13 protein-coding genes are annotated in these 12,594 nt (G+C 55.3%); 6 read left to right on the forward strand and 7 right to left on the reverse strand.

Features of this window, described 5'->3' with window-relative positions:
* Positions 1-224 precede the first annotated feature (224 nt).
* The 3 genes from rpsI to zapE all read right to left on the reverse strand — a co-directional run bounded on the left by rpsI (position 225) and on the right by zapE (position 2,524).
* A complete protein-coding gene (gene rpsI, locus G7090_RS20975; RefSeq protein ID WP_003025138.1) occupies positions 225-617 on the reverse strand; it encodes a 30S ribosomal protein S9 in 393 nt (130 codons plus the stop codon).
* 15 nt (positions 618-632) lie between these two features.
* Positions 633-1,061 carry a 50S ribosomal protein L13 gene (gene rplM / locus G7090_RS20980; RefSeq protein WP_024551131.1) on the reverse strand — a complete coding sequence of 143 codons (429 nt, stop codon included), beginning with the start codon at positions 1,059-1,061 and terminating at the stop codon, positions 633-635.
* Between the two features lie 338 nt (positions 1,062-1,399).
* Positions 1,400-2,524 (reverse strand): cell division protein ZapE, encoded by a 1,125-nt coding sequence (gene zapE / locus G7090_RS20985; protein ID WP_166184266.1) that lies wholly within the window; start codon positions 2,522-2,524, stop codon positions 1,400-1,402.
* 190 nt (positions 2,525-2,714) lie between these two features.
* On the opposite strand from zapE, the gene zapG reads away from it, so the two are divergent.
* The 3 genes from zapG (at position 2,715) to degS (ending at position 5,804) form a co-directional block, all read left to right on the forward strand.
* The gene (gene zapG / locus G7090_RS20990) at positions 2,715-3,113 is read left to right on the forward strand and encodes a Z-ring associated protein ZapG (RefSeq protein WP_166184268.1); all 399 of its coding nucleotides are present in this window, start codon (positions 2,715-2,717) and stop codon (positions 3,111-3,113) included.
* Between the two features lie 170 nt (positions 3,114-3,283).
* Positions 3,284-4,648, forward strand: a complete 1,365-nt coding sequence (gene degQ / locus G7090_RS20995) for a serine endoprotease DegQ (protein ID WP_106994859.1) — start codon at positions 3,284-3,286, stop codon at positions 4,646-4,648.
* Between the two features lie 88 nt (positions 4,649-4,736).
* Positions 4,737-5,804, forward strand: a complete 1,068-nt coding sequence (gene degS, locus G7090_RS21000) for an outer membrane-stress sensor serine endopeptidase DegS (protein ID WP_106994860.1) — start codon at positions 4,737-4,739, stop codon at positions 5,802-5,804.
* Between the two features lie 68 nt (positions 5,805-5,872).
* Here the strand turns inward: degS and mdh are convergent, their stop codons facing one another.
* Positions 5,873-6,811, reverse strand: a complete 939-nt coding sequence (gene mdh / locus G7090_RS21005) for a malate dehydrogenase (RefSeq protein ID WP_032614538.1) — start codon at positions 6,809-6,811, stop codon at positions 5,873-5,875.
* A gap of 404 nt (positions 6,812-7,215) precedes the next feature.
* On the opposite strand from mdh, the gene argR reads away from it, so the two are divergent.
* From argR to yhcN (G7090_RS21020), 3 genes are all read left to right on the forward strand, one after another.
* Positions 7,216-7,686, forward strand: coding sequence for a transcriptional regulator ArgR (gene argR, locus G7090_RS21010; protein WP_032614540.1), 471 nt, complete (start codon positions 7,216-7,218; stop codon positions 7,684-7,686).
* 376 nt (positions 7,687-8,062) lie between these two features.
* Positions 8,063-8,326 carry a peroxide/acid stress response protein YhcN gene (gene yhcN / locus G7090_RS21015; RefSeq protein ID WP_106994862.1) on the forward strand — a complete coding sequence of 88 codons (264 nt, stop codon included), beginning with the start codon at positions 8,063-8,065 and terminating at the stop codon, positions 8,324-8,326.
* Positions 8,327-8,439: 113 nt separating this feature from the next.
* Positions 8,440-8,706, forward strand: a complete 267-nt coding sequence (gene yhcN / locus G7090_RS21020) for a peroxide/acid stress response protein YhcN (protein ID WP_106994863.1) — start codon at positions 8,440-8,442, stop codon at positions 8,704-8,706.
* 57 nt (positions 8,707-8,763) lie between these two features.
* Here the strand turns inward: yhcN (G7090_RS21020) and G7090_RS21025 are convergent, their stop codons facing one another.
* From G7090_RS21025 to aaeB, 3 genes are all read right to left on the reverse strand, one after another.
* Positions 8,764-9,036 carry a barstar family protein gene (locus G7090_RS21025; protein ID WP_166184270.1) on the reverse strand — a complete coding sequence of 91 codons (273 nt, stop codon included), beginning with the start codon at positions 9,034-9,036 and terminating at the stop codon, positions 8,764-8,766.
* Positions 9,037-9,081: 45 nt separating this feature from the next.
* A complete protein-coding gene (locus G7090_RS21030) occupies positions 9,082-10,536 on the reverse strand; it encodes an NAD-dependent succinate-semialdehyde dehydrogenase (RefSeq protein WP_106994865.1) in 1,455 nt (484 codons plus the stop codon).
* Positions 10,537-10,623: 87 nt separating this feature from the next.
* Positions 10,624-12,591 carry a p-hydroxybenzoic acid efflux pump subunit AaeB gene (gene aaeB / locus G7090_RS21035; protein ID WP_106994866.1) on the reverse strand — a complete coding sequence of 656 codons (1,968 nt, stop codon included), beginning with the start codon at positions 12,589-12,591 and terminating at the stop codon, positions 10,624-10,626.
* Between the last annotated feature and the right edge of the window lie 3 nt (positions 12,592-12,594).

Here is a 12,594-nt window from a genome sequence, read left to right on the forward strand (position 1 = left end):
CTCTTGTTCAAAAAGAGAACAAAAATCGAGCATTCACCGTTATCTGGACAGAAAAGTGGATGATAGTTTACCAGATTTTGCGGCCTTTGTGGTGAGGCGATTCTGGAAATGCGGAAAAAGAGGGCAGAAAGGACGTCTGAATGTGGATAACCTAGGCGTTACCCATAAAAAAACCCGCCGAAGCGGGTTTTTCGCCAATTGTTGTCTGCCGAAGCAGAAACCAATTAACGTTTGGAGAACTGTGGACGACGACGTGCTTTACGCAGACCGACTTTCTTACGTTCAACCTGACGAGCATCACGAGTAACGAAGCCTGCTTTACGCAGTTCGCCACGCAGGGACTCGTCGTACTCCATCAGAGCGCGGGTGATACCGTGACGGATCGCACCAGCCTGACCAGAGATACCACCACCTTTAACAGTGATGTACAGATCCAGTTTCTCAACCATGTCGACCAGTTCCAGCGGCTGACGAACTACCATGCGGGCAGTTTCACGACCGAAGTACTGTTCCAGAGAACGTTGGTTGATTACGATTTTACCACTGCCCGGTTTGATGAACACGCGAGCGGCGGAGCTTTTGCGGCGACCAGTGCCGTAGTATTGATTTTCAGCCATTGCCTATAATCCCGATTAGATGTCAAGAACTTGCGGTTGCTGTGCCGCGTGGTTGTGCTCGTTACCTGCGTAAACTTTCAGTTTACGGTACATAGCACGACCCAGCGGGCCTTTTGGCAGCATGCCTTTAACCGCGATTTCAATCACACGCTCAGGACGGCGGGCAATCATCTCTTCAAAGGTCGCTTGTTTAATACCGCCGATGTGGCCGGTGTGGTGATAGTACACTTTGTCAGTACGCTTGTTGCCGGTTACAGCAACTTTGTCAGCGTTCAGAACGATGATGTAATCACCAGTATCTACGTGCGGAGTGTATTCCGCTTTGTGCTTACCGCGCAGGCGACGAGCCAGTTCGGTAGCCAGACGGCCCAGAGTTTTACCGGTCGCGTCAACAACATACCAGTCGCGTTTTACGGTTTCTGGTTTAGCTGTAAAAGTTTTCATTAAAAGCTTACCCAAATAAATAAGTTACACGTTGGTGAACACCCAAACGTTTAGTAGTTGAGGTTCACACGACATTGTCCAGCAAACCTACCCCTTCGAATAGCCTATGCCGGCGCAGAGAAAGTTTTGGGAAAAAAACCTTCTTGTAACGTGGGGTCGCAAGATTATAGAGAAGTCAGGGGTAAAGGTCGACCCCTAATTGTGATTTGACGCGGGTTTTTCCGGGGTGAGGAAAGTGCGGTCTGGTGCCCTCACCCCTGGCCTCTCTCTTACGGTGAACAGTGCGGTCTGGTGCCCTCACCCCCAGCCCCTCTCCCACGGGGAGAGGGTGGCATTTATTATGGCATGTGCTCGCGCTTCAGGTACTCTTCGCTCTGCATCTCCTGCAGGCGCGACAGGCAGCGCTGGAACTCAAACTTCAGCCGCTCCCCCTGATAGATGTCATATAAAGGCACAGCGGCGCTCACCACCAGCTTGACGTGGCGTTCGTAAAACTCATCGACCAGCGCGATAAAGCGTCGGGCTTCGCTCTCCATCAGCGTGGTCATCACCGGAACATCAAACAGCATCACCGTATGGAACAGGCGTGAGAGCGCAATATAGTCGTGCTGGCTGCGGGCATCGACACACAGGGTCGCAAACGACACGGCGAGGGTTTGATTGACGGTGCCCAGGGTTTGTAGCGGGCGATGATTCACCTCCAGCACGGCTGCGTTATCACGCCCGGCCCCGGCCAGCGCCAGCCACAGTTTGTCCATCTGCCTTTGCGTATCGTCGTTCAACGGCGAAATCCACAGATGAGCCTGAGTCAGCGTCCGCAGACGATAGTCGACGCCAGCATCGACATTCATGATGTCGCAATGCGCTTTTATCGCATCGATAGCGGGCAGGAAGCGAGCGCGTTGCAGACCGTTACGGTACAGCTCATCCGGTGGGATGTTGGAGGTTGCCACCAGCGTAATGCCCCGGGCAAACAGCGCTTTCATCAACCCACCCAGCAGCATGGCGTCGGTAATATCTGACACAAAAAACTCATCAAAGCACAGCACGTCGGTTTCGGCTTTAAAGCGTTCGGCAACGATATCCAGCGGATCGCTTTGCCCCTGCAGGGCGGTCAGCTCTTCATGCACCCGCAGCATAAAGCGGTGAAAATGCAGACGCTGCTTACGCGTTCCCGGCAGGCTCTGGTAAAACAGATCCATCAGCCAGGTTTTACCGCGCCCTACCCCTCCCCACATATATAAACCGCGTACCGGCGTGACGCTCTGCGGCGCTTTCTTACCCAGCAGCCGTCCAAACGCAGCCTTGAGTCCTGCCGCAGGTGCGGTCCCGGTCGGCTGGGTGGTCAATGACTGCCAGATACTGTCCAGACGATTTACCGCTTCACGCTGTACATCATCTGGCTGGTGGGAGCCCTCATTCAGGGCCTGTTGGTAACGCGATGTCGGGGAAAGGCTTTGCATAATCTTATTGTTATTCCTTCAATTAATACCCGCCAGCCTGCTCAGTTGGCGAAAAAAAGGCCGTTCTACAGTACGCGATGATGCGGTGGGATTCCACTTCTAAGGAAATAGCGGTTATAGTGGCATAATCAGGCACAGGCATGAAGCCGAGCCAACACCCTACGGAACCACAAGACAACGGGAGAAGTTCATGACCTGGGAATATGCGCTAATTGGTTTAGTCGTCGGCATCGCTATTGGCGCCGTGGCCATGCGTTTTGGAAATCGTAAATTGCGCCAGCAACAGGCGTTACAGTACGAACTGGAAAAGAACAGAGCTGAGCTGGATGAGTATCGCGAAGAGCTGGTAAGCCACTTTGCCCAGAGCGCCGAGCTGCTGGACAACATGGCCCATGATTACCGCAAGCTTTATCAGCACATGGCGAAAAGCTCCAGCAGCCTGCTGCCGGAGATGAGCGCGGAGAACAATCCGTTCCGCAACCGTCTGGCGGAGTCCGAAGCCGGTAACGATCAGGCGCCTGTACAGATGCCACGTGACTACTCCGAAGGCGCATCCGGCCTGCTGCGCGGTGGCGCAAAGCGCGATTAATCGCACATCACAAATAAATTTTACGGGCGCAGCCCTTGCGCCCGTCCTTTCTTCCCGACCCCAGCTATTATTTAGTCAAACACCTCATTGTCCAGCGTTTTAAAATTCAATAACATCAGACTGTTTTTGGGCCGTTATTCCTCCATTCCAGGTTGCGAGAGCCAGCATAAATGAACAAAAAAAATCAGCTGTTGAGCGCGTTAGCATTGAGTATCGGATTATCGCTGTCGGCATCATATCCGGCGGCGGCCGCAATCCCCTCGCAGGTTCCGGGCCAGGCGGCGCTCCCGAGCCTTGCCCCGATGCTGGAAAAAGTCCTGCCTGCTGTCGTCAGCGTGCAGGTTGAAGGCACCGCCGTGCAAAGTCAGCGCATCCCGGAGGAGCTGAAAAAGTATTTTGGCGATGAGGCCCCTGACCAGGCTCAGCCTTTTGAGGGTCTCGGCTCCGGCGTGGTGATCGATGCCGCGAAAGGCTATGTCCTGACCAATAACCACGTTATCAGCCATGCCGATAAAATCAGCGTCCAGATGAACGATGGTCGCGAGTTCGAGGCCAAACTGATTGGCGGGGACGATCAGAGTGATATCGCCCTGCTGCAGTTACAGAACCCAACCGGTCTGACGCAGATCGCCATCGCGGATTCCGATAAGTTACGCGTCGGGGATTTCGCCGTCGCGGTCGGTAACCCCTTCGGCCTCGGCCAGACGGCCACCTCCGGCATCGTTTCTGCCCTGGGTCGCAGTGGCCTGAACCTCGAAGGGCTGGAAAACTTTATCCAGACTGACGCCTCCATTAACCGCGGTAACTCCGGCGGCGCCCTGCTGAACCTGAACGGGGAGCTGATCGGCATTAACACCGCCATTCTGGCGCCTGGCGGCGGCAGCGTCGGGATCGGTTTTGCCATCCCCAGCAATATGGCCCGCACTCTGGCACAGCAGCTGATTGAGTTTGGCGAAGTCAAACGTGGGCTGCTGGGCATCAAAGGCACGGAAATGAGCGCGGATATTGCCAAAGCGTTCAACCTGAACGTGCAGCGCGGCGCCTTCGTCAGCGAAGTGTTACCGAATTCCGGCTCGGCAAAAGCGGGGGTCAAATCCGGGGACGTGATCGTCAGCCTGAATGACAAACCGTTAAGCAGCTTTGCCGAACTGCGTTCGCGCATCGCTACCACGGAGCCGGGTGCCACGGTTAAGCTCGGCATTCTGCGTGACGGCAAGCCGCTGGATCTGCAGGTCACGCTGGATAAAAGCACCTCATCATCCGCCAGCGCAGAGATGATTGCCCCGGCACTGCAAGGGGCGACCTTAAGCGACGGGCAGTTGAAAGACGGCACTAAAGGCATCACCCTCGACAGCGTCGAGAAGAGCAGCCCTGCAGCCCAGGCCGGTCTGCATGAGAATGACGTGATCATCGGGGTGAACCGCGTTCGTGTGCAGTCCATCGCCGAAATGCGCAAAGTGCTGGAAGGCAAACCGACCGTTATCGCCCTGCAGATCGTGCGCGGTAACGACACACTCTATATTCTGCTGCGTTAAGCCTGTACGCGTCCGGACATCACCACGTGTGATGTCCGGATAAGTCATGCTATGCTGCTTGCGATCTTCCCTTAACGACGCCCGTATCATGGTTTTAAAGCTCATTCGTTCGGTCGCCATCGGCCTGGTTGTAGGTGGCCTGTTACTGGTCGCGATGCCCTCTTTACGTCAGTTTAATCAGCTGGCTGCGCCGCAATTTGACAGCGCAGATGAAACACCTGCCAGTTACAATCAGGCAGTACGCCGCGCCGCGCCTGCGGTGGTTAACGTCTATAACCGCGGCCTGAACAGCACCAGCCATAATCAGCTGGAGATCCGTACCCTGGGCTCCGGGGTGATCATGGATGAACGCGGCTACATCATTACCAACAAACATGTGATCAACGATGCCGATCAGATCATCGTTGCGCTGCAGGACGGTCGCGTCTTTGAGGCCCTGCTGGTAGGTTCTGACAGCCTGACGGATCTGGCGGTCCTCAAAATTAATGCCACGGGCGGCCTGCCCATCATCCCTATCAACCGTAAACGTACCCCGCATATCGGTGACGTGGTGCTGGCGATCGGTAACCCCTACAACCTCGGGCAGACCATCACCCAGGGGATTATCAGCGCGACGGGGCGTATCGGCCTGAACCCCTCCGGGCGGCAGAACTTCCTGCAGACGGACGCCTCTATCAACCACGGCAACTCCGGCGGCGCGCTGGTGAACTCGCTGGGCGAGCTGATGGGCATCAATACCCTCTCGTTTGATAAGAGCAACGACGGGGAAACGCCCGAAGGCATTGGCTTCGCCATCCCGTTCCAGCTGGCCAACAAGATTATGGATAAGCTCATTCGCGATGGACGGGTGATCCGTGGCTACATTGGCATTGGCGGGCGTGAGATTGCTCCGCTGCATACTCAGGGTGGCGGCATCGATCAGATTCAGGGGATTGTGGTTAACGAAGTCACTCCTGGCGGCCCGGCGGCGGAAGCTGGCATTAAGGTTAATGACGTTATCGTCTCGGTGAACGGTAAACCGGCCTTGTCAGCCCTCGAGACCATGGATCAGGTGGCTGAGATCAGGCCTGGCTCCATCATTCCGGTGGAAGTGATGCGGGATGATAAGAAGCTGACCCTGCAGGTGACCATTCAGGAATACCCGGCCACCAACTAAGTCAGCAGACATAAAAAAACCGGAGTCAGTGCTCCGGTTTTTTATTGCCCTGACGGGAAGTGCGTCGCTTACTTGTTAACGAACTCTTCGCCCAGAACGATATCGTTCTTCAAGGTGTCCAGCATGCCGGCCATCGCCTGCTGCTCGAACGCGCTCAGGGTGCCGATAGATTTACGCTCTTCGATACCGTTTTTGCCCAGCAGCAGCGGCTGAGAGAAGAAGCGTGCATGCTCGCCGTCGCCTTCAACGTACGCACATTCCACCACGCCTTGCTCGCCCTGCAGGGCGCGCACCAGAGAGAGACCGAAACGTGCTGCCGCCTGACCCATAGAGAGGGTTGCAGAGCCGCCACCCGCCTTCGCTTCCACCACTTCGGTGCCAGCGTTCTGGATACGTTTGGTCAGGTCAGCCACTTCCTGCTCGGTGAAGCTGACGCCTGGGATCTGGGACAGCAGTGGCAGAATGGTCACGCCAGAGTGGCCGCCGATAACCGGCACTTCCAGCTCGGTTGGCTGCTTGCCTTTCAGTTCCGCTACAAAGGTGTTGGAGCGGATGATGTCCAGCGTGGTCACGCCAAACAGTTTGTTCTTGTCATACACGCCCGCTTTTTTCAGCACTTCTGCTGCGATAGCAACAGTGGTGTTAACCGGGTTAGTGATGATCCCGATGCAGGCTTTCGGACAGGTTGTCGCGACCTGCTGAATCAGGTTCTTAACGATACCGGCATTCACGTTGAACAGATCGGAACGATCCATGCCTGGCTTACGCGCCACGCCTGCGGAGATCAGCACAACGTCTGCGCCTTCGAGCGCCGGGCGCGCATCTTCACCGGAGAAGCCTTTGATTTTGACAGCCGTCGGGATGTGACTCAGGTCAACCGCCACACCAGGGGTTACCGGGGCAATGTCGTACAGAGAGAGTTCTGAGCCTGCAGGCAGCTGAGTTTTCAGTAGTAGGGCAAGCGCCTGGCCGATACCGCCAGCAGCGCCGAGGACTGCGACTTTCATCCTAAACTCCTTATTATGGTGAGCTAACTTTCTGTTACTCCGTCGCGGCGACCTTAATTCAGCAGATCAATAATTACAATCTTCATGGTTTGAGAATTAGCGGTCACGCGCTTTTCGCTTCTGCCGGAAGGCTATCAGGCGTTATGCGATAACTAAGCAACGAATCAAGAGGGGGTTACAATACACCCTCGCCAGCCACCAAAACAACATCAATTTGATAACATTTAATTTACTTTTAAGCTTATTTGCGAGGCGTGACGCAGGCATGTTCCTTGATAACGAAATTTGATAAAATCACTCCCTTTCATAACATTATTTCAGCCTAAGACTGGGCAGATAGTTTGCATAAAAATTCATCCATGTGCATAATAATGTTGTTTCTACCGCTATATTTCGGGTGATTTATGCGAATCTCTTCTAAACAAGAAGAATTGGTTAAGGCGTTCAAAGCGCTGCTTAAAGAAGAAAAGTTTAGTTCTCAGGGTGAGATCGTTCAGGCCTTACAGGAAGAAGGCTTCGAAAATATCAACCAGTCGAAAGTCTCCCGCATGTTAACCAAATTTGGCGCGGTACGTACCCGCAACGCCAAAATGGAGATGGTTTACTGTCTGCCTGCTGAACTGGGCGTACCGACCACCTCGAGCCCGCTGAAGAATCTGGTGCTGGATATCGACTATAACGATGCGGTAGTGGTGATCCACACCAGCCCGGGCGCTGCCCAGCTGATTGCGCGTCTGCTCGACTCGCTCGGCAAAGCAGAAGGTATTCTCGGCACTATCGCCGGCGACGATACTATCTTCACCACCCCGGCTAATGGTTTCTCGGTGAAAGACCTCTACGAAGCCATTCTGGTGCTGTTCGAACAGGAACTCTGATCTTCTTCCCTGCTGCCTGGCGCAGCGGGGAATCTTCGGCTCCCGCCTCGTTTTGCCTTACAATCTGTTATCTGCGATTTAACAAATAGTGCGTTTTTCCACTTCAATTCATTCATATAGTGGATGATACTTTCACGACCGCACGAATAATCAAATTCTACTATCTAACTGATTTTTCTGAAAATAAGCCTCTGGCACGCGTCTGACTCCCGCTTTTTTATTCTCTTCAGTTATAAAACATCATTTGCTTAATACGTAATTTCACGAGAAACAATTAGCATGGTATTAATTTTTGCCGTTATTAGTGTATACTTGATTTTGTGATGAGGGTCACGAAACGAAGACCCCAGTAAAGAATATGACGAGGAAAAGAATCATGAAAATCAAAACAACCGTAGCCACTCTAAGCGTTCTGTCTGTCCTGTCTTTCGGTGCCTTTGCCGCCGATTCAATTAATGCCGATCAGGCCCAGTCCCGCGAATCTATCGGTACTGTTTCTGTTGGTGCAATCGGTACTTCTCCGATGGACATGAACCAGATGCTGAACAAAAAAGCGCAGGAACAGGGTGCCTCCTCCTACCGCGTGATCGAAGCGCGTACCGGTGACCACTGGCATGCTACTGCTGAGCTGTACAAATAAGACGTACCGCGCATAACCCGAACTACCCGTTATCTCAGTTCAACGACACCAGGCATAAAAATAGCAGCACAACCCTTCTTGCCGTTGAACGTGCCCTGTAAGGAGTAAAGACTATGAACACTAAATTAATCATCGCCACCCTTGGTTTAGCTTCCGTTCTCTCATTCGGTGCCAGCGCAGCTGTGCACCAGGTTACCGCGGAGCAAGCACAAAACCTGCAATCAATGGGTAGCGTAGGCGTGACTGAAGTTGCCGGTTCTCCAATGGATATCCGTCAGGCCCTGGCCGCAAAAGCTGAAAAAGCGGGCGCCAGCAGCTATCGCATTACCGAGATGAATACAGGCGACCACTGGCATGCCACGGCCGAGCTGTACAAATAAACCCTCGTCGTATTGAACTACGACTTGCCCCTGCCTCGCAGGGGCTTTTTTTGCCTTTTACGGACGAACGTTAAAGCGAATCTGCCCTTCCAGCTCCTCTTCCGCTTCATCAAACAGCAGGATCAGTGCCCCGAAGCGCCTGCGCAGTTTTTCCGGTAAATGGGTAAACTCAATTTCAAGCGGCAGCGGCAGCTGGTTACCGGTGACAATCTCCCACAGAGAATCCAGGTCCGTCACGCTCTCCCGTTTTATGCCAAAGGTTCGTGAAAACTCACGATAAAAGTCTTCCTGACTGTCGATTTCATCAAAATCAAACGTATAGATATTCATTTCCCGCCACCCCGTCCAGGCGGGCGGCTGCTGCCGCCCTGTCGATTATAATCCCCCGATATGCAGGGTTTTCACTTCCAGGAACTCCTCCAGTCCCAATACTGACCCTTCACGGCCCAGCCCTGACTCTTTTACCCCGCCAAATGGCCCCAGTTCGGTGGAGACCGCACATTCGTTAACCCCGATCATCCCGCTCTCAATGGCCTGTGAGACGCGGAATACCCGCTGCAGATTCTGAGTGTAGAAATAGGCGGCCAGACCAAACGGCGTATTATTGGCGCGCTGAATCACCTCCTCTTCGGAGGTAAAACGGAAGCAGGCCGCAACGGGTCCAAAGGTCTCTTCGCTGGCGAGCATCATGCCTTCATGACAATCGCCCAACACCGTTGGCTGCCAGAAGTTGCCGCCCAGCTCGTGCGCCTTGCCGCCTGCCAGTACCGTCGCCCCTTTGGCGACCGCGTCCTCAACATGCTCGCGCACTTTGTCCACGGCGGCAGGTTCAATCAGCGGCCCGACTACGGTGCCCTCCTCCAGGCCGTTCCCCACTTTTAAGTCGTTTACGGCGGCGGCGAGCTGGCTGACAAAGGCGTCATATACCGACTCCTGAATATAGAAACGGTTGACGCTGACGCACACCTGGCCGGCATTACGGAATTTGTTGGCAATAGCGCCTTTCACCGCGGCATCGATATCGGCATCGTCAAAGACGATATAGGGCGCATTCCCGCCCAGCTCCATCGAGACTTTTTTCATGGTCTCGGCGGCATTGCGTACCAGCGTTTTGCCGACCGCCGTCGAGCCGGTAAAGGAGATTTTGCGCACCTCATGACTGGCCATGATCGCATCGCTGATCTCGGAGGTACTGCCCGCCACCGCGTTGAGTACGCCATCCGGGACGCCTGCTTTTTTGGCCAGGGTCAGCAGGGCAAAGGCGCTGAGCGGCGTATTGTTAGCTGGCTTGATCACCCCGGTACAGCCTGCGGCCAGCGCCGGGCCGAGCTTGCGGGTCAGCATCGCCATCGGGAAATTCCACGGCGTGATTGCCGCCACCACACCAATGGGTTCGCGGGTGGCCAGAATGCGGGAGCCGGGTTTCACAGGGGGAATGATTTCACCGTTGGCGCGTTTGGCCTGCTCGGCGAACCACTGAATAAAGCTGGCCGCATACTCGACCTCGCCCTCCGCCTCTTTCAGCGGTTTACCCTGCTCGGTGGTCATCAGTTGTCCAAGCCACTGCTTGTTCTCAATGATGAGTTCATACCAGCGATAGAGGATGGCCGAGCGTTCTTTTGCGGTTCTGGCACGCCACGCCGGGAAAGCACGGCTCGCGGCGGCGATAGCCTCTTCGGTCTCTTTGGTGCCCGCTTTGGCCACGCTGGCAATCACCTCGCCAGTGGCCGGGTTAACGACATCGAATGTGGTATCGAGCGTTTTCCATACGCCATCGACCAAATATCCTGTCTGAAATAGCGCACTGTCCTGAAGAGCCTGGGTAGTCATGTATCCTCCCATTCGGGGTTTAAGTACTTGCCCGAATAAGTATAGTCACAAAAAAACCGACGCTTACGGCGTCGGTTTTCAGGAGGATCAGCTGTCGGTCAGGGCATTCTGGTAGCGATGCAACATCCCCACCAGCCGCTGCACCGGTTCGGTCACCTGTCGCGGTGCCTCCCAGATGCGCAGTTTTTCCTGATAGATGTCCAGCTCCGCCAGCAGCTGGGCAAAGTAGCGTCGCCGCTTATCGTCGCTGGAGGCCGACATGACGTGATCGGCAGTGCGTCGCAGCTGGCGATGGAACGCAGAGAGATCGTCATTGATCGGTACCGGTGCGTTGCGCAGACGCTGGTGAGCGATGATCAGGGTCAGAGCCAGGCGGAATTTCGCGATATCGCCCGGAAATTTGTTCAGCAGTAAAAACAGCTGCTGATAGAGCGCGGGGAGATGGTTCTCCTTGCGCCGGGCGGTGTTGGTGGTCATCGCTGAAACGGCTGCGGAGACAAACTGGTTCAGCAGCACGCGCCCGGTACGGGCCTGGGAGTTATCACGTACCAGCAGAATGACCATCATCGCGAGGAAACAACCGACAATCTGCCCCAGCGCGCTGTCGAGGAACTGGCTGAAGTGGAACGTCATCGGGTTATCCAGCACCAGAATATTGATGGTACTGGCCAGCGCCCCGAGCGAGCCCAGGCGGCGCTTCTGCACTTCTATACCAATAAAGAAAGCCATCACTGCAAGGCTGATACAGAGCAGCAGCATACTTTGCTGGGTCGAGGGCAGAACCACCAGGAAATAGAAGGCGCCCAGCGGGAGCGCTGCCAGGGTGCCGTACAGAAAATCGAGCGCCACCATCCGCGGATTGGGCAGACGCATCGCCAGCGAGGTGACCACGGCGATCATCACCATCGCACCGCTGCCGGAGGTCCAGCCGGTCCACAGCCAGAATAGCGTCCCGAGCATGCAGGCAAGCGTGGTGCGCCAGAAGTTGACCATCGCGTGGTGACGTTCCGCCGACTCGGCTTTGACCACCACCTCGCCCTGCAGGACTTCCTCTTCGGTGGCGCTGATCTTAGTATTGCCGATCACGCCACGTTTGAGCAGCAGGTAGCGCGTCGCCGCGCCAACCCAGGTATAGATGGTGATCGGAGTATCACGCTCGCCGGTCCAGGCGATAACTCGCCGCATGCGTTTGAGCTGTTTATGCACATCCTGGACCGTCTCGACGGGGACGGCAAACTGTTCCCGGAAGGTCTCAGTGATCGCCTCGGGGCGGGTATTCTGGATCAGATAGGTTTCACAGGCCTGGGTGATCAGCGTTAAGGAGACGGTATTCAGCGCCTTCAGGCGGCGGTTTGCCCGTGACCAGCGCGACGACTCCATATTAAGGTTGCTGCGCATCCCTTCCAGAGCGGTGGTACGACGCACCAGCGCACTCCAGGCGTTATCGACCTCTTCACTGTCGCCATGCTTAATGCACAGCTGCATCAGCTGGTACTGGGCAACGATCAGCGCGTCCAGCTCGCGATCGACCTCCTGCTTAATGGAGCGGGGAGAGAACAAGAGATCCGCCACGATCGCACAGACAATCCCCATCACAATCTCACTGCAGCGCTCCACGGCAAACTGCGGCGTCAACAGCGGATTGGTCTCGATGGTGATGATAATGATCAGGGCGGTATAGCCGGAGAGCCCCCAGGCGTAGGAGTTTTCCACCCGCACCAGGGAGGAGATCCAGGTGCAAAAACCGGCCCAGATACAGCACACCATTAGCATCAGCAGCGGGGTACGGATCATCAGGATGACGATGGTCAGGGCGGCGATGCAGCCGATAAAGGTGCCGACAATACGCAGCATCCCACGGTAGCGGATGGCGCCGGAGTAAGGTTCCCCCCCCGCCGCAAACGCCGGGCCTGCGGCAACAATCGCTGCCGTCAGTACCGCCCAGCGGGGAGTTTCAAGCTGAAAGTGAAAGCCGATGAACAGTGCCAGCACGATGGCGAAGGCGAGCTTAACCGCGAAGCGCAGGTGCTGGTTGGCGATGGAGAAGATGCCCATGGC

Source organism: Leclercia sp. 29361 (assembly GCF_011290365.1).
Taxonomy (GTDB): domain Bacteria; phylum Pseudomonadota; class Gammaproteobacteria; order Enterobacterales; family Enterobacteriaceae; genus Enterobacter; species Enterobacter tamurae.

Excerpts from the sequence above, each read along its gene's own strand:
- rpsI (WP_003025138.1), bottom strand. The coding sequence starts at position 617 with ATGGCTGAAAATCAATACTACGGCACTGGTCGCCGCAAAAGCTCCGCC.
- rplM (WP_024551131.1), bottom strand. The coding sequence starts at position 1,061 with ATGAAAACTTTTACAGCTAAACCAGAAACCGTAAAACGCGACTGGTAT.
- zapE (WP_166184266.1), bottom strand. The coding sequence starts at position 2,524 with ATGCAAAGCCTTTCCCCGACATCGCGTTACCAACAGGCCCTGAATGAG.
- zapG (WP_166184268.1), top strand. The coding sequence starts at position 2,715 with ATGACCTGGGAATATGCGCTAATTGGTTTAGTCGTCGGCATCGCTATT.
- degQ (WP_106994859.1), top strand. The coding sequence starts at position 3,284 with ATGAACAAAAAAAATCAGCTGTTGAGCGCGTTAGCATTGAGTATCGGA.
- degS (WP_106994860.1), top strand. The coding sequence starts at position 4,737 with ATGGTTTTAAAGCTCATTCGTTCGGTCGCCATCGGCCTGGTTGTAGGT.
- mdh (WP_032614538.1), bottom strand. The coding sequence starts at position 6,811 with ATGAAAGTCGCAGTCCTCGGCGCTGCTGGCGGTATCGGCCAGGCGCTT.
- argR (WP_032614540.1), top strand. The coding sequence starts at position 7,216 with ATGCGAATCTCTTCTAAACAAGAAGAATTGGTTAAGGCGTTCAAAGCG.
- yhcN (WP_106994862.1), top strand. The coding sequence starts at position 8,063 with ATGAAAATCAAAACAACCGTAGCCACTCTAAGCGTTCTGTCTGTCCTG.
- yhcN (WP_106994863.1), top strand. The coding sequence starts at position 8,440 with ATGAACACTAAATTAATCATCGCCACCCTTGGTTTAGCTTCCGTTCTC.
- G7090_RS21025 (WP_166184270.1), bottom strand. The coding sequence starts at position 9,036 with ATGAATATCTATACGTTTGATTTTGATGAAATCGACAGTCAGGAAGAC.
- G7090_RS21030 (WP_106994865.1), bottom strand. The coding sequence starts at position 10,536 with ATGACTACCCAGGCTCTTCAGGACAGTGCGCTATTTCAGACAGGATAT.
- aaeB (WP_106994866.1), bottom strand. The coding sequence starts at position 12,591 with ATGGGCATCTTCTCCATCGCCAACCAGCACCTGCGCTTCGCGGTTAAG.